Here is a 19,924-nt window from a genome sequence, read left to right on the forward strand (position 1 = left end):
ACATATGCTTTGGTCCTTGATTAAAATTACTGCCTTTGTTGCTGCTATTATTGCGCTGACCTACGGCGCGATGCTGCTGATGGATGTTGAAGGTGGCGCGACGATTGGGGTGGCGGGCGTCGAGGTCACCCTCAGCACGCTTGAAATGGTCTTTGGGTTGATCGGTCTGATCGTTCTGGTCTGGCTGGGGCTGAAATTTATGGCGTTTCTTGTCGCCGTGTTCAGGTTTCTAAATGGCGATGAAACCGCGATTTCGCGCTATTTCGACCGCAACCGTGAACGCAAAGGCTATGAGGCGTTGTCAGAAGGCATGATGGCATTGGCGTCGGGGGAAGGTCATCTGGCGATGGCGAAAGCGGCGCGAGCGGACAAATATCTAAACAAGCCGCAATTGACCAACCTGTTGACAGCACAAGCTGCCGAAATGAACGGTGACCGCCGCAAAGCGGAAGAAACTTACAAAAAGTTGTTGAAAGATGACAGCACACGGTTCGTGGGTGTGCGCGGAATTATGAAGCAAAAGCTGTCTGAAGGCGACACAGAAACAGCATTGGCCTTGGCGCAAAAAGCGTTTGCCTTGAAACCCAAACACGAAGAAACACAAGACGTACTGCTGCGCCTGCAAGCAGAAAAGGCCGACTGGGCAGGCGCCCGCGAAACGTTGGGCGCAAAGCTGAAGGCGGGGTATTTGCCGCGTGATGTTCATAAACGGCGCGACGCAGTTCTGGCTTTGTCAGAGGCGCGCGACATTCTGGACGAGGGTAAAACCTTCGAAGCGCGCGAAGCCGCGGTTGAGGCAAACCGCCTGTCACCCGACCTGATCCCTGCGGCCGTCATGGCGGCACGCAGTTATATCGCGAATGGGAATGCACGCTACGCGACGCGCGTCCTTACCAAAACATGGAACGCTCAGCCGCATCCGGATATCGCCAGTGCGTTTGCTGAAATTGTGCCCGACGAAACCCCGCAGGCGCGGCTGAAGCGGTTTCAGGTGCTGACCAAAGCGACGTCTGAGCAGGCTGAAACAAAAATGCTGATGGCCGAATTGAACATCGCCGCAGAGGATTTTCCTGCCGCAAAACGCGCCTTGGGTGATTTAGTAGAGAAAGACCCAACCGCGCGCAGCTTAACGTTGATGGCCGCGATCGAGCGCGGCGAAGGGGCTGACGATTCTGTTGTGCGTGGGTGGCTTACACGCGCCTTGACCGCACCGCGCGGCCCACAATGGGTGTGCGAAAAATGTCAGCACATTCACACGACGTGGGCGCCAACCTGCGCGCATTGCGGGGCGTTTGATACCCTGGCTTGGAAACGACCAACCGCGGAAGATGTTGCGATGCCATCCGGGACAGAAATGCTTCCCCTCATTGTTGGTCAGGCGCAAAGAATTGACACAATCGCTGATGCAGAAATTTTAGAAGCGGGTAGCGAAAATTAGCACTTCTCGTGACAATTCCGTCCTGCTATGAGCTACACCGAAATGCCGCTGTAGCTCATCAGGTAGAGCACATCATTCGTAATGATGGGGTAGTAGGTTCGAGTCCTATCAGCGGCACCATCTGATCACTTTGTATTTTGGCGCGAACCTAGGAATCGTGGTTCTTTTAAACCGCACTCCCAGATTTCGACAAAGACCTGCGGCCTTTCGCGGGAACAAAGGGCCGCCCCTTTCGACGTGCTTGCAACTTTGGTGACCCCGACTGGATTCGAACCAGTAACCTGCCCCTTAGGAGGGGGCTGCTCTATCCAATTGAGCCACGGGGCCGCCTGTGCTTTCAATGCCGTTCTTTGTTCATCTGGTCAACGGGACAAAGGGCCGTTAACAATGTTGAATACAATGACAGGACTGACCCGTGACAAACCGAAATAAACGCCCTTTGACCCTGCGCGACGTTTCTGAAGCCTCCGGGGTGAGTGAAATGACCGTCAGTCGCGTTTTGCGCAACAAAGGCGATGTGAGCGCCGCAACCCGTCAAAAGGTGCAGGATGCCGCCAAACGGTTAGGTTATGTGCCGAATAAAATTGCCGGCGCATTGGCGTCACAGCGCGTGAACCTTGTCGCAGTTATTATTCCGTCTTTGGGAAACATGGTATTTCCTGAGGTTTTGGCTGGTATTTCGGAGGTTCTGGAGGGGACGCCCTTGCAGCCCGTCGTTGGGGTCACGGATTATATGCCCGAAAAAGAGGAAAAAGTCCTGTTCGAGATGCTATCCTGGCGTCCATCAGGCGTGATCATTGCCGGGCTGGAGCACTCTGAAGCGTCGCGTGCGATGCTGCAGCAAGCCAGCATTCCGGTCGTTGAGATTATGGATGTGGATGGTGACCCGATTGACGCGTGCGTCGGGATTTCCCATCGCCGCGCGGGCCGGAAAATGGCCGAAGAGATTATCGCCGCAGGGTATCGGCGGATCGGCTTTATGGGCACAAAAATGCCATTGGATCACCGCGCGCGAAAACGGTTCGAGGGATTCACGCGGACCTTGGCGCAGTCCGGAGTCGAAATCGCGGACCAAGAATTTTATTCGGGCGGATCTGCGCTGGCGAAGGGTCGCGAGATGACTGCAAAGATGATCGAGCGTACGCCTGACCTCGACTTCTTGTATTTTTCGAACGACATGATCGGGGCGGGCGGGCTGTTGTACCTGCTTGAAAAAGGCATTGATGTGCCGGGAAAGATCGGCTTGGCGGCGTTTAACGGTGTCGAACTCTTGGACGGCCTGCCGCGTCAACTGGCCACGATGGATGCCTGTCGGCGCGAAATTGGTGTAAAAGCCGCGCAGATCATCGCAGATTATCACAGGGGTGTTGATTATGCCGATGGGCAACTGATTACGCTTAGCCCCAAGCTCGCGTTGGGGGACACCCTGCGCCGCCGCTGACGGGTCCGTGCGGATAAGCACAGAAATAGGCCATTCATTTGCCGGCACTTTGGGCTATCTACACAGATAGACCAAAGGAATGTGCTGATGACTCCCGAACTCGCCCTTGCCAACCGCAAAGCCTTGCCAGACCCGCTTCGGGTTCTGGTCAAAGAGTTTCCGCGTGAGGAATGGAAGGTTAACCCAAATTACTCTCAGTTGATCGCGTTTTGGCTGGACAGGCACCTGATGTTTCGGCGCCTTCTTGAGCAGCTGAACGGTGACCTGGAGGGCGTGATTGACGCCAAAATGGACCCCGAGAATTACAAACGGAGCCTCGCCCGGTTTGGCGGCATGCTGATCAACCAATTGCATGGGCATCACCAGATTGAAGACGCGCAGTATTTCCCTGTGATGGCAAAGCTTGATAAACGTGTGTCGCACGGGTTTGATCTGCTTGATTCAGATCACCATGCGATGGACGGGCTGTTGTCGGGGCTTGCTGGTGGCGCGAACGACGTGCTTCAAGTTGAATCAAACAAAAAAGCGAAGTTCAAGGATCGGTTGGGTGATCTGCACGGCATCTTGGACAGCTTTGGCACAATGCTGAACCGACACCTGATTGACGAAGAAGAACTGGTGGTACCGGTCTTGCTAAAGTACGCGCCTGCGCAACTGCGTTAACACAAAAAAGGCGCCACGATGGGGCGCCTTTTTAACGTGGTGTGATGCGTTCACAGTCCCAGTTTCGAGTTCTTGTCGTACATGAACACCACGTTGTTCATGCGTGCTTCGATCCCGAGAAAGGCAAAGTAAACGTATTGGCGTGTTGCTGTATCCAGCTGTTCGCCTGCGATAGCGCGTTCGATTGTCGGTTGCAGTGTGGCCCATTCGCTGACCACAAATTGCAAACCATCTTTGATCTGTTCTGTTGGCGGAGGGCGCACGCCCACGCTTTCCAGACCGTTTGCTAGCGCTGACAACGTATCCGAGAACAATTTACTGGACCGCGTCAGATCTGCTATCGCGGTTTCTGTATTGATCCCCGATGCGATCAGGCACACGTCCTTTGACATTTGTTCGGAAAGCAAACGTTGACGGCCTGCCAGATCAATCAGCAGCGCATCGGCATGCAGCAGCGACACTGGATCGGCATACTGCCCGGTGATCTCAGAGACCAGGATATTAGCCGATTCAAGCAACGGACCACTGGCATCTGCAAGGGTACCAATTTGTGCAGCATCGTTTGCCGAAACCTCTGTCATGCGGGCCTGTTCAAGAAGCGGCCCCCACGCGTTATTGAGGTCTTCAATGACCCGCAGCGTTCTGGGGCGGGTTTCTTCGCCCAAGATCCCGAAACTACGGTTCCCGCCGAGTAGTGCATCGCTTATCCGGCCGAACTGATCGGCGGAGATTTGCAGAACTGCGTTACTTTCGCGCACGGTGATGCCCGAATTCAGGTTACAGGCAGATGCAATAATCCGCTGGCTAAGTGTCGACAGTTGGCCAGCAAGGTTGATGCGCTCGCTTGCACCCACATCGGTCGCGATGTTTTGCGCAAAGCTTGGCGATGCTGTGCTTAACCCGATCGCGGCGATTGTCGCAAGCCGGACAAATCCCGTTACAGCGTACTGCTGGGAAGATGCCAACCTTGCCTTCAAGATAGATATTTGTGACATTTTGTTTCCTTTATCGATCCCGTCTCAAGTCGTGGTGCCGAATGTAAAGCGCGGCGATGATACGTTGCCTTGCGATACTTGGTTTCAACTTGGTCTGGGCCCGTTGGTCATTGGCAGGGCAAGTTACACGGGTGACTTAATCCATACCTCGACGCGGCGGTTGATACGGCGACCTTCTTGGTTGGCATTGCAACCAGACGGAGCGATTTCGCCATACCCGAAAGAGGAAACGGTGATGCCAGGCAGACGATTTCCTGCGTAGTCGACCAATTCCTGCGCGACCTGCGCCGCACGTTCTTCTGAAAGCTGACGATTGCCATCGAACTGTCCGACATCATCTGTGAAACCGACCAGCAGCACTTCTGTGCCAGCAGGTTGTGTTTCAAGGTATGACACCAAGCGGTCCCGGTCGATCCGGCCACGTTCATCCAACTGCGATGACCCTGTGCGGAACCGGAACGTGGTGGACAGGCGGTCATAATCAACCATTTGCCCCAACATTTGACGCATAAAACCAGCTTCGTAAGCATCGGCGCTTGGGTCGAGCAATGCGCGGGCACGGTCGCTTTCCAGCGATTGTTCGCGACGATCAACGCCAAAACCGATGAACCCGGCTTTGCTGATCAGGCTATCTGCCGCGGGCGAGGTCGCGAAATCCAAGAATTCGCGGCTTTCTTGTGATGCAGTGTCTGCGCGGGTGTACAGGTACAAACGACGTTGAAGCGCGTATTCTTCGGTACGCGCCGAGAACGCGTCAGGCGTCATCGTGATCCCGCATTCGTTCACAAGGCTGACAGGGTTTGCACCGCGCTGGAACGAGTATCCCAAAAACCCGATGGCCCCTTGCGTTGCGTTGACGATTTGCGACACGTCACCTTCATTTTCGACGATTTGCGCGTCGGCGGTCAAAACTGCCTGTTCTTCACCAAAAATGCGGTCTTCGAAAACGGCGCGGGTGCCAGATTCAGCGTCCTGACCCACAACCACGATGTCCATGTTCGGACCCCCGACTTCGGACCAATTTGTAATTTGACCGGCGTAGATCGCGCGCAACTGATCTGTTGTGAGCGTTTCGATTTTGTTAGATGCGTTTGTAACAACGACAAGGCTATCGATGGCGATGATGTGCTCTTGTTCTGGGTCGACCATGTTGCCAGCGCCAGCATCCCGTAGGCTGCGAGCTTCGTCAGGGACAATTCGGCGTGACGACATTGCGATGTCAGCTTTTTCTTCCAACAAAAGAGTAAAGCCATCATTGGATCCGGTAGAAGACACCATAAAGGACGCCAGATCATCACCAAAACCCTCGTCAGCGACGAGTTTAGCGATAAGTTCTCCGTTTTGCCCGGTGTTCCCCAGTTCAGCGGATGCGCCAAGCGCGCCTGCGTAACCTTCAAGCAAAAGTGGCATCAGCCCGGATGCGACAACTTCGGAGCCGCCGATTGTGATATCGGCCTCCACCGTACCGAATGTCGGGCATGAATCGCCAATACAGTTTACGCGGCTGGCGGCAACGCGCAGTTCACCCAGTGCAGTACTGATAATATAGGCGTTATCACGGAAATCGACGAACTCGCCGGTCATATTCACTGTGCCATCGCTGGATTGCAGTGTGACCTCTCCTGCATTTGCGAGCCCCGCAAACGTCAGGCTACCCGCAAGGGTCAGCATGCCCATCGCGGTATATTTTCGTTTATTCAACATTTATTGTTCTCCTCCCCAGGCCTCCCATCCACCTGATCCCTCCTCACAGAAGCAGGCAAACGTCTTACCCAAGACAAATTGTTAAGACACCTGCTATAATCGGCGTAAATGTGCGCAAAATACGGCAAACCTTTTCCATTTTAAGGAAAATGACCGCAAAATACGCCAATAGCCTGATTTTCATTCGAATATGACGCAACGAATGCGACTTAAGTCGCATTGCTAACACTTAATCCATCGCGCAGACGAAAAACGATTCGCGGTCTGATTTCTCAGATCATACGGATGACGTCCTTGTCGATCGCCAGGATATACCCTTTTCGCGCGATGTTTTTGACCAGCAGTTCGCTGACCATCTGATTACCCAGCGTATCACGCAGCCGCTTGATCCGGGTAGCGCCCGCCGCCTCTTCGCAGTCGGTACTGTCGCGGCCGGAAATGACCCCTTCGATCTCGGCACCAGATAGAACCTCGTCGTCCATCCGGGCCTCGGCCAAGACGGAAAGCGTCTCTATCGCGGCTTCGGTAAGCTTGAATTCAAAGTTATTAAGGTAAACAGCCTTTTGGTCACGACTGATGATCAAAGAGTTCACTTCGATCCCCTGGCGTTCGATTTTACCCATGCGGCGGTTTAACGCGATGAGCATGACCAGAAACGCCACCGCAGCGATAAGCAACGCAGTGGCAAAGATCAGCAATACAAAGATCACAAACCGATAGGACGCGAGCGTATCGGAAAATGCTGTGCCGGACTGGGCCAGAATTTCAAGCAGCTTGATCTCGGCGTTGCCAGTCAGGGCATCGTTTTCAACGAACAAGCGTTCCACCCGCAAGTTGAATGCATTGGCGTCGGGAAGGTTGATAAAAAGCAGCACGGCAGCGATGGCCAGAATCAGAACAATCGCGGCAATCCCTGCCACGACGATCCGGTTGCCAATTTCACGTGCCTCAGTAGCGGAGGAAGTAGTCACCTGCGCTGTCCTTTCTTTCTTCAAGCCCGGCTTCGTCAAAGACGCCAAGCACATTCAATAATTGCCAACCATCGCTTGCCAGTGCGGGGCGCAACTGTTCGGCGGCGGTGTCTATACTACATGTGCCCTGAACTTGGGTCACACCATAGTGCAGCCGCAATGGTCCGTCCCGTTTGGCTTTGTAGTCGGCATAGCAATCAGCCTGCACGGCAGTTGCAGTCAAACAGAAGACCATGAATGTGAAAGAAAGGTGTTTCATGACGCTGATCTGACCCGCAAGCATTGTGATATTCAATATCGTTGGATGTTATCGCCTATGCCATCTTATAACCATCCCCCGATATTGTTTGGCGACAACCGGCGCAGCGATGTTGTTTCCACCAGCGTCACCCATCCGTCAGGGCGCAGTTGATGAAAGGAACCAACATGTACAAATCAATCATCGCAGGCATGACCGCGCTATCACTTTGTTTCGCGACAGCCGGCCCCGCGCAGGCCAACGGCTTTGATCGAGAGGATGCGGGAAAGCTGATTATCGGTTTGGCGGCGATTGCGGCTCTGAACGCGGCGCTTGAGAATCGGCGCCGGAACGATGACACGCCTGCGCCAGTCGTTGATCGCAACCATGGTCATCAAAACGGCGGCCATTGGAATCCAAGACCAAACCGCGCCCGTTTTGAACTGCCTGCGGATTGTCTGCAACAGGCCGAAAGCCGTGGCGGGGACTATCGCATGTTCATGCAGCCGTGCCTTGCACGCAATCAGGTTGCAGTGAACGATTTGCCGCGCCGCTGTGAGGTGCGCGTCTTTACCAACGACGGTCCACGCAACGGTTTTGACCCGTCATGCATGCACGACGAAGGCTATTATACAGATCGGCGCCGTTAAGACGCTGACACCTTGCGCGGCATCACGCCCCAGTTGCTGCGCCACCTTGGGGCAAGGGTCAGACATGCCTTTGCCCCTTTTTCCCTTGAACATAACGGTTTGTTCTGGTCACTGAAGGACATGACAAAACCTGACTATATGTTTGAACAGGCCGCGCGCGACCGTGGCTTTGAGTTGATTGCTGGCGTTGACGAGGTGGGGCGCGGACCACTGGCAGGGCCGGTTGTTGCCGCAGCGGTTGTGCTTGATCCGACCGATATCCCGGCAGGACTGAACGACAGCAAAAAGCTGACCGCGAAACGGCGGGACGCGCTGTATGACGAGATTTTTGCAAAGGCGGATGTCTGCATCGCGCAAGCGACTGTTGCGGAAATCGACGCACATAACATCCTGCGCGCGTCACATATTGCGATGACGCGGGCGATTGCCGGGCTGCGCTGGCCCGCTGATTATGCACTGATTGACGGCAATTTGATCCCGCGGGGGCTGAGCACCCCGAACGAGGCAATCGTCAAAGGCGATGCGCGCAGCCTGTCGATTGCTGCGGCCTCGGTGGTCGCGAAAGTGTGGCGCGACAGACACATGGTGGATTTGGCGCAACAGTATCCCGGTTATGGTTGGGACAAGAACGCCGGATATCCGACAGCGGCACATAAATTCGGGTTGGAAAATCTTGGTGTCACCCCACACCATAGACGTTCGTTCAAACCGGTACACAATATCTTGTATCAAGAACAAATCGTAAGTGATTGATTCAATAAAGCTTTTGACACCGATTCGTCTCTGACTCACATTAGGGGCAACCAGAGAGCGGACTAACCGCCGGGTGTATGAGGCAGAAAATGACGATTAAGACCAAAGCAAAAGGGGCTTCCACGCTCCCTCTCAATACGATTTTGGATGGTGACTGCATCGAGATGATGAACAGTCTGCCAGAAGGTTCTGTCGACCTGATTTTCGCAGACCCACCCTATAACTTGCAGCTTAAGGGTGATTTGCATCGCCCGGACAATTCCAAGGTCGACGCGGTTGACGATGCATGGGACCAGTTCGACAGCTTTGCAGTTTATGACAAGTTTACAAAGGCATGGCTTGCTGCCGCGCGTCGGCTTCTAAAGCCGAACGGGGCGATTTGGGTCATTGGCAGCTATCACAATGTGTTCCGTATGGGCGCAGAGCTGCAAAACCAAGGCTTCTGGATTTTGAACGACGTGGTCTGGCGCAAGTCGAACCCGATGCCAAACTTTCGCGGCAAACGTCTGACGAACGCGCATGAGACGCTGATTTGGGCCTCTAAAGAAGAGGCAAGCAAATACACATTTAACTACGAAGCCCTGAAAGCCCTGAACGAAGGCGTTCAAATGCGGTCAGACTGGGTGCTGCCGATCTGCACAGGTCATGAACGTCTGAAAAATGACGAAGGCGAAAAAGCCCACCCGACACAGAAACCGCAATCTTTGCTGCACCGTGTTTTGGTCGCGACGACCAATCCCGGCGACGTTGTGCTTGATCCGTTCTTTGGTACAGGTACAACGGGTGCCGTCGCAAAAATGCTGGGCCGCAATTTCATCGGGATCGAACGCGAAGCCGCTTATCGTAAAGTTGCCGAAAAACGGATCACCAATACACGCAAGTTCGATACAGATGCGCTTGAGGTTTCAACCTCGAAACGGTCTGAACCACGCGTTGCTTTTGGTGTCCTTGTTGAACGTGGCATGTTGCGCCCCGGCGAGGAACTGTGGTCGATGAACGGTCGTCACAAAGCCAAAGTGCGCGCTGACGGCACCTTGATCGGTGACGATATCAAAGGATCCATCCATCAGGTCGGAGCCCATCTTGAGGGCGCGCCCAGCTGCAACGGCTGGACCTACTGGCAATTTAAACGCGACGGACAAAAAGTTCCGATTGATCTGCTACGCCAGCAGATTCGCTCTGAGATGGCGAAGCACTGACGCCGGAAACCCGCGTCACATTCCCCAACGTTGATACCGCCGGTGTTTGCGGCAAGCCCTTTCATTGTGAAAGAGCGCCCGCACGCACTAACTTTAGCCCGCCGTCATTGTACGGCGGGTTTTTTTATGTGGAAAATTGACGCTGTGTTTCGGGTAATTGCCCTACTTTGGCATCGGGTTGGATGCTGTTTTGTAAGGTTCCCAGTTTTCAATTTCTGGGTAATAGAGTTCGCGCCATGCGCGGACACGTGGATGCATTGTTTTGCGCCACAACGTCGGAAAGAGTGCCGCCATTGTCATTACAGGATAGCCAAATGGCAGTTGCGGCGCTTCGATCTCTCCATAGTTTTGCAGCAATGGAAACCGTCTGTCAGGTTTATAGTGGTGGTCGGAATGGCGTTGTAAGTTGATGAGCAACCAGTTCGACGCCTTGTGTGCCGCATTCCAAGAATGATGTGGTTTTACATGTTCGTACTTGCCATCACCCAAGTGTTTTCGGGTCAGGGCATAGTGTTCGATGTAGTCCACAAGTTCTAATTGGAATACGGCCCAGAATGCTTGGGTCGCGAACAGGAACACGCCCCACCAGCCAGCGATCAGCCACGCGAGAAAAACAAAACCGATTTCAATAGCCCAGTAGCGCCAGAACGGGTTGGACAGGTGGTGCCAAGGCAGTGACTTGCGTGCCAGCATCGCCTTCTCTGCATGAAACGACGACGTCAGGCTTTGCCATAGGACGCGGGGAAAGAAGTGGTAAAAGCTTTCTCCATACCGTGCGGTGACCGGATCGCGCGGCGTCCCGACATATCGGTGATGAACAAGCAGGTGTTCTGACCGATAATGCCCATAAAGCACCGATCCCAGCAAAATATCGCCTAACCAGCGTTCAAATTTCGGCTTTTGATGCATCAGCTCGTGGCTGTAGTTGATCCCGATCGTACCCGACAAAATGCCGAGCGCGACAAATAGCATCCACTGCTCCACAGCGCTTAAGTGACCCGATTGGACCACATAGGCCAGTACGCCAAAAACCGTGATCAACTGGATGGGTGCCCAAATTATCGTGATAAGACGATACCAGAACAAATCCTTTACGCTGGTTTGGGGATCGGCATTATCAAGGTTCAGGCCTAAAATAAAATCCAGCAGCGTAAACAGATACCATGTCGCCAGCGGCAGCAGCGCGATGGTCCAGCCCCCATAAACCGCCGCCAAAACAGCAAGCGGGACAAGGCCAAGCGACAGCCAAAAGGGTAGGGCGGATTTGAATTTATGGGCCGACATGGGTCACCTACGTAAGTCGCCACAGCTTACGCGCGCCGTCAATCTGGCTCAAGTGTTGCGTAGCGTCGGCGCGGCAACGTCAAACACCTTGCGCATTGCGGTTGGTAAGGCAGCGGGGGTAAATTTTTCGGCGGCGATAAATTCGCCTCTTGTCGGGGTCGCATTCATGCCGACGACAGTTTTCATGATCGTTAGTCTAAGATGAAAATGCGTAAATGTATGCCGTGCCTCATGCGGTAGCTCTTCCCAGTCCGCGTCGAGCGGCGGATTGGGGGCTGGTGCCTCTCCCCACTCTGATCCGGGCCAGCCCAGCATGCCGCCCAACAACCCGCTTTCTGGCCGTGTTTCCAACAGCCAGGCTCCATCTGTTCGCTGTGCGACATAGACAATACCGATCCGGGTCGGTGTCTTTTTCTTCGGGGTTTTCTTGGGGAGTTCAGCCGCCGTTCCTGCCAGTCTTGCTGCGCAAGGGTCGCGCCAGGGGCAGATGCCGCAGGCTGGATTACGTGGGCTGCAGATCGTCGCGCCCAGATCCATGACGGCTTGTGCGTAATCGCCGGGCCGGTTTTCGGGGGTCAGCGCCCGCGCTTTTTCTGTGAGCGCCATTTTAGAACCGGGAAGAGGGGCGTGAATATCATAAAGTCGCGCCATCACGCGCTCCACATTGCCATCCACCACGGTTGCCGCCTGATCAAAGGCAATCGCAGAGACGGCAGCGGCGGTGTATGGTCCGACACCCGGCAGCGTAAGAAGTGTTTCATAGCTTTGCGGAAAGCTGCCGCCGTGATCTGCAACAATAGTGCGCGCACATTTCAGCAGGTTTCGCGCGCGGGCATAATAGCCAAGTCCAGCCCAGGCAGCCATGACATCTGCATCATCGGCAGCCGCAAGATCCGCAACCGTTGGCCATAACTGCATGAATTTATTATGGTATTCGCGCACAGCAGAGACGGTTGTCTGTTGTAACATGACTTCTGATAACCAGATGGCATAGGGATCCGGTTGAACGCCTGCTATCCGGTTCGCGGGTGACACACGCCACGGCATAATGCGCGCATGTACGTCGTACCAGTCCAAAAGCTGTAGGCTGAGGTCACGCAATGGTTATATACCTTTCATATCGCAGGCGCTGACTTGGCGCATCCGCTCACATACAGTAGAGCATAGATATGAAACAACCACGCCCCTCTGGCACCACGCGCGGATTTTCTCGTGCGGCGACGTTGATGCAAACCAGCATTCGGAGCGCAAGCGAAGAACGCGGTTTTGCGGTCACGCGTTTGCTCACCCATTGGTCCGAAGTGGTTGGCGAGGCAGTGGCAAGTATCGCCACGCCAGTGAACATTAGCTACGGCAAGGCGGGGATGGGCGCAACTTTGACTTTGTTGACCACAGGCGCGCAGGCACCCATGCTGGAAATGCAAAAAGAGCAGGTGCGCGAAAAGGTCAATGCCTGTTACGGCTACCGCGCCATTGCGCGCGTCCGGATCACACAGACCGCGCCAACCGGGTTTGCAGAGGGACGCGTCGCCTTTACGCCCGCCCCGAAACGCAAGGCAACGCCGACCCCCGCTGCGCAAGCGATTGCGCAGACATTGGCGGGAAATATCCAAAGCGACGATTTGCGCGCCGCTCTTGCGGCACTTGGCGCAAATGTCTTATCCAAACAAACACCCTGAGCAGAGGTAAACATGAAACGCAGAACTTTATTAGCGACCGGCGGTGCGGCCATTTTGACAGTTGGCGCGGGCCTTGGCCTGATGCCACGCAATCAGCAAACAGGTCTTTTGCCGGGGGCTGCGAATGCACAAGAGGCGACAGACGCGTTGCCACAAGTCATGGAGATGGTGGTCGGCAACCCGATGGCAAATGTGGAAGTCATTGAATATGCTTCTTTTACTTGCCCTCACTGCGCGTCGTTTAACGCCAATCAGCACAAATTGCTGAAGGCCAATTATATCGACACCAACAAAATCCGCTTCATTTATCGCGAGGTTTATTTTGACCGCCCCGGTCTTTGGGCCTCGATGATCGCACGCTGCACCGATAACCCAGAGTTCTTCTTTGGCTTTTCTGATGTTCTTTATGAAAAGCAGCGCGAATGGCTGGCAAGCGGTGATCCGGCGACAATTATCGAAGAACTGCGTCGGCTTGGCAAAACTGCCGGGCTGGACGACGCCACGCTTGATGCCTGTCTTAGCGATGGTGCAAAGGCCGAAGCATTGTACGCGTGGTATCAGGAAAACGCTGAACGCGACGACATCAATTCGACCCCGAGCTTTCTGATTGACGGCGAAAAGTATGCGAACATGAGCTACGATGAATTCGCTGCGATTTTGGACGAAAAACTGGGTTAGGCGTTTACAGGCGGGCCAAATGGCCCGCCTTTTTATCAAAGACCAAGCCTGTCAAAAGCAGCGTCAATTGGCGCCCAATTCGAAATCTGTAAACGCACAGGTAACGTCAGAACCTTGGCCTTAAAGCTATCTGGTAGCCGTACGGCGTCTTTTTCGGTCGTCACTAATTGCGCCCGCCGCGTTTGTGCTTCGATCTCAAGTCGTGCCATTAACGCGTCGGTCAAGGGCTGGTGATCTGCCAATGCCTCGGCTCGGACGACGGTGGCCCCCATTTCGCGCAACGTCATAAAAAACTTTTCGGGGTGCCCGATGCCTGCAAATGCCAGCAATTTCAGGCTCTGCCACGGCATACCCGTCGCCAAAGGGGCAAGGTGACCTGTCACATGCGGCTTGGCGAATTGCCAGTCCGCCGCAAATTTCGCCTGCGGCTGATCGGGACCAATCGACAGCAACAGATCGGCGCGTTGCAATCCCACAGCAACAGGTTCGCGTAGCGGTCCGGCGGGGATCACCCGACCATTGCCGAAACCGCGCACGGCATCGACCACGACGATAGAAAGATCTTTGGTGACGCTGGGGTTTTGAAATCCATCGTCAAGTATGATCACGTCCGCGCCTGCGGCCTCTGCGGCTTGCACCCCCGCGGCACGATCACGCGCGACCCATGTGGGTGCAAAAGCCGCGAGCAACAAAGGCTCATCGCCGGTTTCACTGGCTTTATGTGTCCGTTCAATCACTTGCACAGGACCGGCCAGCGTGCCGCCATACCCGCGCGAAACAACGTGCGGTGCGCACCCACGTGCCTTAAGACGTTCAATCAATGCAATGGTGGTCGGCGTTTTACCAGTTCCGCCCGCGTTAATATTGCCGACGCAAATCACGGGCACTGACGGACGTGCCGTTGCAGGCATCCGCAAGCGCCGGGCAGTCGCATGTGTGTAAAGAGCGGCGAGCGGCCATAACAGCCGGGCGATTAACGCCGGATTGTCCGGGGCAGTAAACCAAAAGGGCGGCGCGCGCATTTAATGCCCCAATTCTTCGATACGCAGGCGCAGATAGTCCGCAATACGATTGCTGACATGCGCCCCGCGTGAAGTCACGTCCCATGCCGCATGCGCCAACTCTGCGGCTTTATCGACTGACAGCAAAATTTCGATGATCGCGCCCAATTCGCTGCGCGACCGGATCAGACGGGACGCGCCAGCTGCATTCAGCCGGGCTGCATGTCGCTGATAAGGTGCCACCAACGGGCCATAGAGAACCGCCGACCCAAGCGCCGTCGCCTCGAATGGATCACGGCATCCGCCACCGCGCAGGGTCCCACCCATAAAGGTGATTGGCGCAATGCGGTACCACAGCCCGATGTCGTCGTCGGTGTCGATTACATAGACTTGCGTTAATTCGGTTGGTTTAGGCTCTTGCGATCGCAGCCTTACGTAAAAGCCTTGAGACCGCATGAATTCGGCGATACCCGCGGCCTCTGTGCGAACACGCGGAACGATGATCAGCAGCAATCGGTGTGCTCTGCGGCTTGCCTGTAAATGCGCCCGGCCAAGGTCTGCCAATTCAGCGCTATGTGCGGCGGCGGCAAGCCACCTTGGGCGTGTTCCCAACGCATTGGCGATTTCCTGGCGTTCGTCGTCATCGTGAGGAAGCGCGGGTGGGCAATCCTCCATGGCACCAGAGACCAGTACTTTGTCGGGATGTGCGCCAGCCCGCATCAATCGTTCCGCTGCGTTATGGTCCAACGCGAGGACTGCCTCGAATTCTGAAAGCAGTGACCGCAACGCCCCGGGGACCCAACCGCCAGCGACCTGTTCCAACCCATCTCCATTGGCGTCAACCAAGATGCTGTGCATATGCGCGGCGCGCATTTCATCCATCAAAAGCGGATCCAGATCGCCACGCACCCAAATGCCGATTAACGGTTTCCAATGCGCGATAAATTCGCGAATACTGTCTTTGCTGCGCGGTTCTTGTATCGCACGGCCGATCATCGCATGATCCCAGTCGCGCAAGGTTGAAACAATCGTAATCGGGTCACCGTCGATCGTTATTTTGCGCGCAAGCGTCTCGATCGCAGTCAACTGATCGATGTGGGTACAACGCGCCCAGATCACCACCCCATCAGGTCGCGCCGGGTAACTCAGAATACGCGTTTGTTCATAGGCCGATCCCCGGCCCACCAGATAGGCGGCAATGGAAAGGGATCGTGCCATTCTCTGAGGCCCTAGTTGCCCAACTCTTCGGTTGGTGACGCTTCGGTTTCTTCATCCCGCAAACGGTGAATATGGGCAATGAAATAACGCATATGTGCGTCGTCAACAGTGCGCTGGGCTGCGCCTTTCCACGCGTTGAACGCGGTGGCGTAATCGGGGAACATTCCGACGATGTCGATTTTTGACACATCTTTGAATGCGTTTTTTGTGGGGTCAATCAATTCGCCACCAAAGACGAGGTGAAGGCGCTGGGTCATGGTAAAGCCTTTTCAAGGGTTATTGTTGCGTTTACTCTACGGGTTTGCGGTCGGCGGCTCAAGAAGGTCAGCGAGATTGGCATGTAAACCGGGGCCTGCGGCCAATACCCCCGGCACTTGTGGGTGTAAGTTGTTGAATTGCAGTGAACGGTTGTGTTGATCGGTCACGCGCGCCCCTGCTTCGCTTGCAATTAATGCCCCTGCTGCAATGTCCCATTCCCAGCTGGGGCGCAGGGTCAGCATTCCGTCAAATTTGCCTTGCCCGACAAGACATAAACGGTAGGCCAGCGATGACCGGAATGCCTGTTTCACGGGGGGCGCCATCCCTCCGCGCCAGAAACTTCCGTCAAAGTTGGGCTTTGCCGCCAAAACGCTTGCGCCTGTGATGGGCGCTGCTGACGCGCGGATTGGGGCGCCATTCATCGCTGCACCGCCGCCCAAAGTTGCGGTGAACAGCACATCACGCACAGGCAAATACACTGCGGCGGACACAACTTGGCCGTTTTCGACCACTGCGATTGCATGACACCAATCCTTGCCGCCTTGGATAAACGCGCGTGTCCCGTCGATAGGGTCCACGACAAATTGGCGATGTGTCGACATACGCGCTGTCGTGTCTTCGGTTTCCTCGGACAGCCAGCCATAATCCGGACGCGCGGTCACAAGGCGGTCTTGTAACATGGCGTTCACTGCCAAATCCGCCTCGGTGACGGGGCCCGCGCCGTCGGGTTTGTCGATCACTTCCGGATTGCGTCGGAAAAACTGCAGTGCGATGTCGCCTGATTGGCGTGCGGCATCGGCGAGCAGTGCGGTGTCAGTCTCCGGCAAGGGTGAGCCCTTCGACAAGCAGCGAAGGCACAACCCGCGACAGATGTGTTTGCGCATCATTCGCGGGAACAATCGACATCAGCATCGCCCGCAGATTTCCGGCAACGGTACATTCGTTCACCGGATAGGTGATTTCGCCGTTTTCGATCCAAAACCCCGAGGCCCCGCGTGAGTAATCGCCGGTATTGGGATTGATCGTAGACCCGATCATCGAGGTCACAAGCAACCCGGTCCCCATTTGTTTGATCAGGTCATTGCGGGTTTGGTCGCCTTGGGTCAGCGCCACGTTGGTCAGGCTGGGGCTTGGTGGTGCGCTGGTGCCGCGGGCGGCATTTGCAGTGCTGTGCATACCCAACTGTCTGGCGGTTGCCAGATCAAGCGTCCATCCCGTCAGCACCCCATTATCCACAATCGCGCGCTGGCTGGTCGGTAATCCTTCGGCGTCAAACAGTTTTGATCCGGTCACGCGTGTGCGGTGCGGGTCTTCGATGATTGACAGCCCTGTGGGCAGAACCTGTTGACCCAGTGCATCGCGCAGCCAGCTGGACCCGCGCGCAATCATCATGCCGTTGGTCGCCTGTAGCAGGTGACCGATCAACGCGCTGGAAATGCGTTCGTCGAACAACACGGGATAGGATCCTGTCTTGGGTTTGCGCGCGCCCGTGCGCGCCACAGCCCGTTCGGCCGCGCGCACGCCAATAGCGTCCGCATCGCGCAAATCCGCCTGAAACACGCGGCTGTCGTAATCATAGTCGCGCTCCATCCCCGCGCCCGTTCCGCTAATCGCGACGCAAGACAGGCCGCGATCGGTGCGGGCGTAACCAGCGGAGAATCCATTGGTTGCAGCCAGATGGATGCGGCGACGGCTATAGCCCGCGGACGCAGATTGTACCTGACTGATGCCAGGGTTCCGCAGTGCCGCGGCTTCGGCGCGTGCGGCGTCATCTTGCAACATGGACGGATCAGGTTCGGCGCTGGGGTCGTAAAGCTCCAGCCAGCCGGTATCAAGATTTGTGGCAAGCTGCGCAGGATCAGCGAGGCCCGCGTGCGGGTCAGCGGGCGCTTCTTTTGCCATCGCAACCGCGCGTTCGGCCATTTGTTGCAGCGTTGCAGGTTTTGTATCAGATGATGACACACAAGCCTGCCGTTGCCCAACAAAGACACGCAGTCCGATGTCAACACCTTCGGAGCGTTCCGCCTGTTCCAATGCACCGCCCCGAACGCCAATCGATAACGATGTGCCATCAACGGCAATCGCATCGGCGCTGTCTGCACCCGCACGGCGGGCGACATCCAAAAGCTGCTGGGTAAGGTCAGAAAGAGGCTGTGTCATCGGGTTTCCTTTGTTGCCTCTGACGTAGTGTGCCGAACCCATCGCCGCAAGCCTACTTGACGCGTTCACCGTTCACGCGGATGTCGTCCACACCGTTAATTTCGAGGTTAGAGGTTAAAGTACCGTTGCCATCGTCGCGGGTAAACATCCCCAAAGAGATGCGGGCGGCAAATGCGTCGTCGGGCTGCAACACGCCGAGTGCAATCAGATTGTCCAGTAGTGTATGCGCACCGTCAATCGTGACAGCAGCATTGCCTGATGGAATCGGGTCGTCGGGGAATTCACTGTAGTCCACCGAAAATGTGCCTGTGCTAGAAACGCGCGCACCTGCGCCTTCGAACGAAAAAGCGTCCACAGTGATATCGGTCACAACGACTGGCAGATCACCGCGCGTGAACGCGCTTTCGAGGTTCAAAAAGTCGAGCAATTCAATGTACAATGTCACCGATGCGCCCAGATCAATGTTCATCTCGGCGGCATCACGGGGCAAAACGCGCTCTGGGTCGAACAGGTTCCACGTTGCGTCGTCAAGGGTCAGCCCGTCAATGCCGATTTGGTAACGTGCGCGCTGTGGCTCATTGGATGCGAGCAGCGGCAACTGGATGTTCGCGGAAACGGTATCCATGCGACCTGACCCGGCGATACCGACCAGGTTGGTGGCATCGAAGCTAGCAAAGATGTCGCTGTGGGATCCGGCAATGGACAACCCTTTTTCGGACAGTGATAGCGAGGTTTCAGTTTTGCCACTGATCATGCGCGTCGCCGATTGAACGTCGTCGTCTAGGTAAAATAGAGACTCTGATGCGCTGCCGTCTGACGACGATGCCACTTCAAAAAACATGCCCGCGCGGAGTGCTGGCGCGATGTTCAGCAGATCGACCCCTTCTGCGGGGATAGCATCACGAAAACTGATCGTGCTGGCGCCCATTTGGTAGCTGTCAACAGAGCGCACACCAAAGCCTTTGTTTGTTTCCATGGTCATGTCGGATGGTAAAATTGTGCCTGTGCCTTCGATCAGGATCAGGTCACCTTCGGTGAGGGTCATGGTCGTGCTAAACCCTTCGCCCGACCCAGCGAGGGAAAACCCAAAATCGTCAAATGCGGTGTTGAACGTAACGCCGCCGTCAATGGTATAGGCGTCACCGGTTTGTACGTACGTCACGGCGCCGGGGGTGCCTGACGCGGTTCCGCGAAACCCTTGGTGGTTTATGGAAATTGTGCCACCAAAGCTGGAAAGCTCTTCATCGTCAAATTTGACGGCGATGCCATATTCAATGGACTTCGGATAGATCATGGTGACGGTGCCGTCTGGCTGGTCGATCCATGTCATTGGCGGCAAGCTAACGCGCACGGACACAAAATCAAACGGCAGCGTGTAATCAAGGCGCATGTCGTTTACGAATACCGTATCGCCATCGCGCTGGCGATCGGCTGTCAACGCGCCGCCTGTCGCCGCGTAAAATGCAACTGTATTGGCCCAGACATCGTCTGCGGTGATATCAGCGAAGGCGGGGCTGCAAAGCAGGGCGGCGACAGCGGTAAGCGTAATACGATGAGACACAGAATTTCCTTGTTCAATCAAAACATAAAAGCG

20 protein-coding genes and 2 tRNA genes are annotated in these 19,924 nt (G+C 55.4%); 9 read left to right on the forward strand and 13 right to left on the reverse strand.

What is annotated here, in order from left to right; all coding sequences use genetic code 11:
• Window positions 1-4 precede the first annotated feature (4 nt).
• Window positions 5-1,438 (forward strand): heme biosynthesis HemY N-terminal domain-containing protein, encoded by a 1,434-nt coding sequence (locus ACXJGX_RS08165; RefSeq protein WP_474780422.1) that lies wholly within the window; start codon window positions 5-7, stop codon window positions 1,436-1,438.
• 44 nt (window positions 1,439-1,482) lie between these two features.
• A tRNA-Thr gene (locus ACXJGX_RS08170) sits at window positions 1,483-1,558 on the forward strand.
• A gap of 130 nt (window positions 1,559-1,688) precedes the next feature.
• Here the strand turns inward: ACXJGX_RS08170 and ACXJGX_RS08175 are convergent.
• Window positions 1,689-1,765 (reverse strand) — tRNA-Arg (locus ACXJGX_RS08175).
• Window positions 1,766-1,853: 88 nt separating this feature from the next.
• Here ACXJGX_RS08175 and ACXJGX_RS08180 point away from each other — a divergent pair.
• Both ACXJGX_RS08180 and ACXJGX_RS08185 read left to right on the forward strand, forming a co-directional pair.
• Window positions 1,854-2,879, forward strand: coding sequence for a LacI family DNA-binding transcriptional regulator (locus ACXJGX_RS08180; protein ID WP_474780423.1), 1,026 nt, complete (start codon window positions 1,854-1,856; stop codon window positions 2,877-2,879).
• An 87-nt stretch (window positions 2,880-2,966) separates the two neighbouring features.
• Window positions 2,967-3,542, forward strand: coding sequence for a hemerythrin domain-containing protein (locus ACXJGX_RS08185; protein ID WP_474780425.1), 576 nt, complete (start codon window positions 2,967-2,969; stop codon window positions 3,540-3,542).
• A 50-nt stretch (window positions 3,543-3,592) separates the two neighbouring features.
• On the opposite strand, the gene ACXJGX_RS08190 is transcribed toward ACXJGX_RS08185, so the two are convergent.
• From ACXJGX_RS08190 to ACXJGX_RS08205, 4 genes are all read right to left on the reverse strand, one after another.
• A complete protein-coding gene (locus ACXJGX_RS08190; RefSeq protein ID WP_474780427.1) occupies window positions 3,593-4,537 on the reverse strand; it encodes a type IV pili methyl-accepting chemotaxis transducer N-terminal domain-containing protein in 945 nt (314 codons plus the stop codon).
• Between the two features lie 123 nt (window positions 4,538-4,660).
• Window positions 4,661-6,241 (reverse strand): phosphate ABC transporter substrate-binding/OmpA family protein, encoded by a 1,581-nt coding sequence (locus ACXJGX_RS08195; protein ID WP_474780429.1) that lies wholly within the window; start codon window positions 6,239-6,241, stop codon window positions 4,661-4,663.
• A 272-nt stretch (window positions 6,242-6,513) separates the two neighbouring features.
• Window positions 6,514-7,266: a winged helix-turn-helix domain-containing protein gene (locus tag ACXJGX_RS08200; protein WP_474780431.1), complete on the reverse strand. Its 753-nt coding sequence runs from the start codon at window positions 7,264-7,266 to the stop codon at window positions 6,514-6,516.
• On the reverse strand, window positions 7,190-7,471 hold the full coding sequence (locus ACXJGX_RS08205; protein ID WP_474780433.1) for a hypothetical protein: 282 nt from the start codon (window positions 7,469-7,471) through the stop codon (window positions 7,190-7,192). The genes ACXJGX_RS08200 and ACXJGX_RS08205 overlap by 77 nt, the downstream gene beginning before the upstream one ends.
• Window positions 7,472-7,638: 167 nt before the next feature.
• Here ACXJGX_RS08205 and ACXJGX_RS08210 point away from each other — a divergent pair, with 167 nt between their 5' ends.
• From ACXJGX_RS08210 to ACXJGX_RS08220, 3 genes are all read left to right on the forward strand, one after another.
• Entirely contained in the window at window positions 7,639-8,100 is a 462-nt protein-coding gene (locus tag ACXJGX_RS08210) for a hypothetical protein (protein WP_474780435.1), read from the forward strand.
• Between the two features lie 120 nt (window positions 8,101-8,220).
• Window positions 8,221-8,853: a ribonuclease HII gene (locus ACXJGX_RS08215; RefSeq protein ID WP_474780437.1), complete on the forward strand. Its 633-nt coding sequence runs from the start codon at window positions 8,221-8,223 to the stop codon at window positions 8,851-8,853.
• A gap of 89 nt (window positions 8,854-8,942) precedes the next feature.
• Window positions 8,943-10,052, forward strand: a complete 1,110-nt coding sequence (locus ACXJGX_RS08220) for a DNA methyltransferase (RefSeq protein WP_474780439.1) — start codon at window positions 8,943-8,945, stop codon at window positions 10,050-10,052.
• A gap of 162 nt (window positions 10,053-10,214) precedes the next feature.
• Here ACXJGX_RS08220 and ACXJGX_RS08225 read toward each other — a convergent pair whose 3' ends face one another.
• Both ACXJGX_RS08225 and ACXJGX_RS08230 read right to left on the reverse strand, forming a co-directional pair.
• Window positions 10,215-11,336 carry an alkane 1-monooxygenase gene (locus tag ACXJGX_RS08225; protein WP_474780441.1) on the reverse strand — a complete coding sequence of 374 codons (1,122 nt, stop codon included), beginning with the start codon at window positions 11,334-11,336 and terminating at the stop codon, window positions 10,215-10,217.
• 48 nt (window positions 11,337-11,384) lie between these two features.
• On the reverse strand, window positions 11,385-12,383 hold the full coding sequence (locus tag ACXJGX_RS08230; protein WP_474780788.1) for an A/G-specific adenine glycosylase: 999 nt from the start codon (window positions 12,381-12,383) through the stop codon (window positions 11,385-11,387).
• Window positions 12,384-12,505: 122 nt separating this feature from the next.
• Between ACXJGX_RS08230 and ACXJGX_RS08235 the strand changes: the two genes are divergently transcribed.
• Both ACXJGX_RS08235 and ACXJGX_RS08240 read left to right on the forward strand, forming a co-directional pair.
• The gene (locus tag ACXJGX_RS08235; RefSeq protein WP_474780443.1) at window positions 12,506-13,015 is read left to right on the forward strand and encodes a DUF721 domain-containing protein; all 510 of its coding nucleotides are present in this window, start codon (window positions 12,506-12,508) and stop codon (window positions 13,013-13,015) included.
• Between the two features lie 12 nt (window positions 13,016-13,027).
• Window positions 13,028-13,693: a DsbA family protein gene (locus ACXJGX_RS08240; protein WP_474780444.1), complete on the forward strand. Its 666-nt coding sequence runs from the start codon at window positions 13,028-13,030 to the stop codon at window positions 13,691-13,693.
• Between the two features lie 35 nt (window positions 13,694-13,728).
• Here ACXJGX_RS08240 and lpxK read toward each other — a convergent pair whose 3' ends face one another.
• From lpxK to ACXJGX_RS08270, 6 genes are read right to left on the reverse strand one after another with little or no spacing between them, the layout of a single operon-like run.
• Window positions 13,729-14,715 (reverse strand): tetraacyldisaccharide 4'-kinase, encoded by a 987-nt coding sequence (gene lpxK / locus ACXJGX_RS08245; RefSeq protein ID WP_474780446.1) that lies wholly within the window; start codon window positions 14,713-14,715, stop codon window positions 13,729-13,731.
• Complete coding sequence (locus tag ACXJGX_RS08250; RefSeq protein WP_474780448.1) at window positions 14,716-15,912, reverse strand: 3-deoxy-D-manno-octulosonic acid transferase; 1,197 nt, start codon at window positions 15,910-15,912, stop codon at window positions 14,716-14,718. It abuts the gene before it with no gap.
• An 11-nt stretch (window positions 15,913-15,923) separates the two neighbouring features.
• Entirely contained in the window at window positions 15,924-16,169 is a 246-nt protein-coding gene (locus ACXJGX_RS08255; RefSeq protein ID WP_474780450.1) for a DUF4170 domain-containing protein, read from the reverse strand.
• Window positions 16,170-16,205: 36 nt separating this feature from the next.
• Complete coding sequence (locus tag ACXJGX_RS08260; RefSeq protein ID WP_474780452.1) at window positions 16,206-16,997, reverse strand: 3'(2'),5'-bisphosphate nucleotidase CysQ; 792 nt, start codon at window positions 16,995-16,997, stop codon at window positions 16,206-16,208.
• Window positions 16,984-18,330, reverse strand: a complete 1,347-nt coding sequence (locus ACXJGX_RS08265; RefSeq protein ID WP_474780454.1) for a TldD/PmbA family protein — start codon at window positions 18,328-18,330, stop codon at window positions 16,984-16,986. Before ACXJGX_RS08265 ends, ACXJGX_RS08260 begins: the two co-directional genes overlap by 14 nt.
• 52 nt (window positions 18,331-18,382) lie before the next feature.
• A complete protein-coding gene (locus ACXJGX_RS08270; protein ID WP_474780456.1) occupies window positions 18,383-19,891 on the reverse strand; it encodes a DUF2125 domain-containing protein in 1,509 nt (502 codons plus the stop codon).
• Window positions 19,892-19,924 lie beyond the last annotated feature (33 nt).

It is taken from the genome of Yoonia sp. SWMV100 (genome assembly GCF_056108365.1).

Bases quoted from the DNA above. Each gene is read 5' to 3' on its own strand.
- ACXJGX_RS08265 (WP_474780454.1), bottom strand. From the start codon at position 18,330: ATGACACAGCCTCTTTCTGACCTTACCCAGCAGCTTTTGGATGTCGCC.
- ACXJGX_RS08205 (WP_474780433.1), bottom strand. From the start codon at position 7,471: ATGAAACACCTTTCTTTCACATTCATGGTCTTCTGTTTGACTGCAACT.
- ACXJGX_RS08255 (WP_474780450.1), bottom strand. From the start codon at position 16,169: ATGACCCAGCGCCTTCACCTCGTCTTTGGTGGCGAATTGATTGACCCC.
- ACXJGX_RS08200 (WP_474780431.1), bottom strand. From the start codon at position 7,266: ATGTGCTTGGCGTCTTTGACGAAGCCGGGCTTGAAGAAAGAAAGGACA.
- ACXJGX_RS08220 (WP_474780439.1), top strand. From the start codon at position 8,943: ATGACGATTAAGACCAAAGCAAAAGGGGCTTCCACGCTCCCTCTCAAT.
- ACXJGX_RS08225 (WP_474780441.1), bottom strand. From the start codon at position 11,336: ATGTCGGCCCATAAATTCAAATCCGCCCTACCCTTTTGGCTGTCGCTT.
- ACXJGX_RS08250 (WP_474780448.1), bottom strand. From the start codon at position 15,912: ATGGCACGATCCCTTTCCATTGCCGCCTATCTGGTGGGCCGGGGATCG.
- ACXJGX_RS08210 (WP_474780435.1), top strand. From the start codon at position 7,639: ATGTACAAATCAATCATCGCAGGCATGACCGCGCTATCACTTTGTTTC.
- lpxK (WP_474780446.1), bottom strand. From the start codon at position 14,715: ATGCGCGCGCCGCCCTTTTGGTTTACTGCCCCGGACAATCCGGCGTTA.
- ACXJGX_RS08230 (WP_474780788.1), bottom strand. From the start codon at position 12,383: ATGCCGTGGCGTGTGTCACCCGCGAACCGGATAGCAGGCGTTCAACCG.
- ACXJGX_RS08240 (WP_474780444.1), top strand. From the start codon at position 13,028: ATGAAACGCAGAACTTTATTAGCGACCGGCGGTGCGGCCATTTTGACA.
- ACXJGX_RS08185 (WP_474780425.1), top strand. From the start codon at position 2,967: ATGACTCCCGAACTCGCCCTTGCCAACCGCAAAGCCTTGCCAGACCCG.
- ACXJGX_RS08190 (WP_474780427.1), bottom strand. From the start codon at position 4,537: ATGTCACAAATATCTATCTTGAAGGCAAGGTTGGCATCTTCCCAGCAG.
- ACXJGX_RS08235 (WP_474780443.1), top strand. From the start codon at position 12,506: ATGAAACAACCACGCCCCTCTGGCACCACGCGCGGATTTTCTCGTGCG.
- ACXJGX_RS08195 (WP_474780429.1), bottom strand. From the start codon at position 6,241: ATGTTGAATAAACGAAAATATACCGCGATGGGCATGCTGACCCTTGCG.
- ACXJGX_RS08165 (WP_474780422.1), top strand. From the start codon at position 5: ATGCTTTGGTCCTTGATTAAAATTACTGCCTTTGTTGCTGCTATTATT.
- ACXJGX_RS08215 (WP_474780437.1), top strand. From the start codon at position 8,221: ATGACAAAACCTGACTATATGTTTGAACAGGCCGCGCGCGACCGTGGC.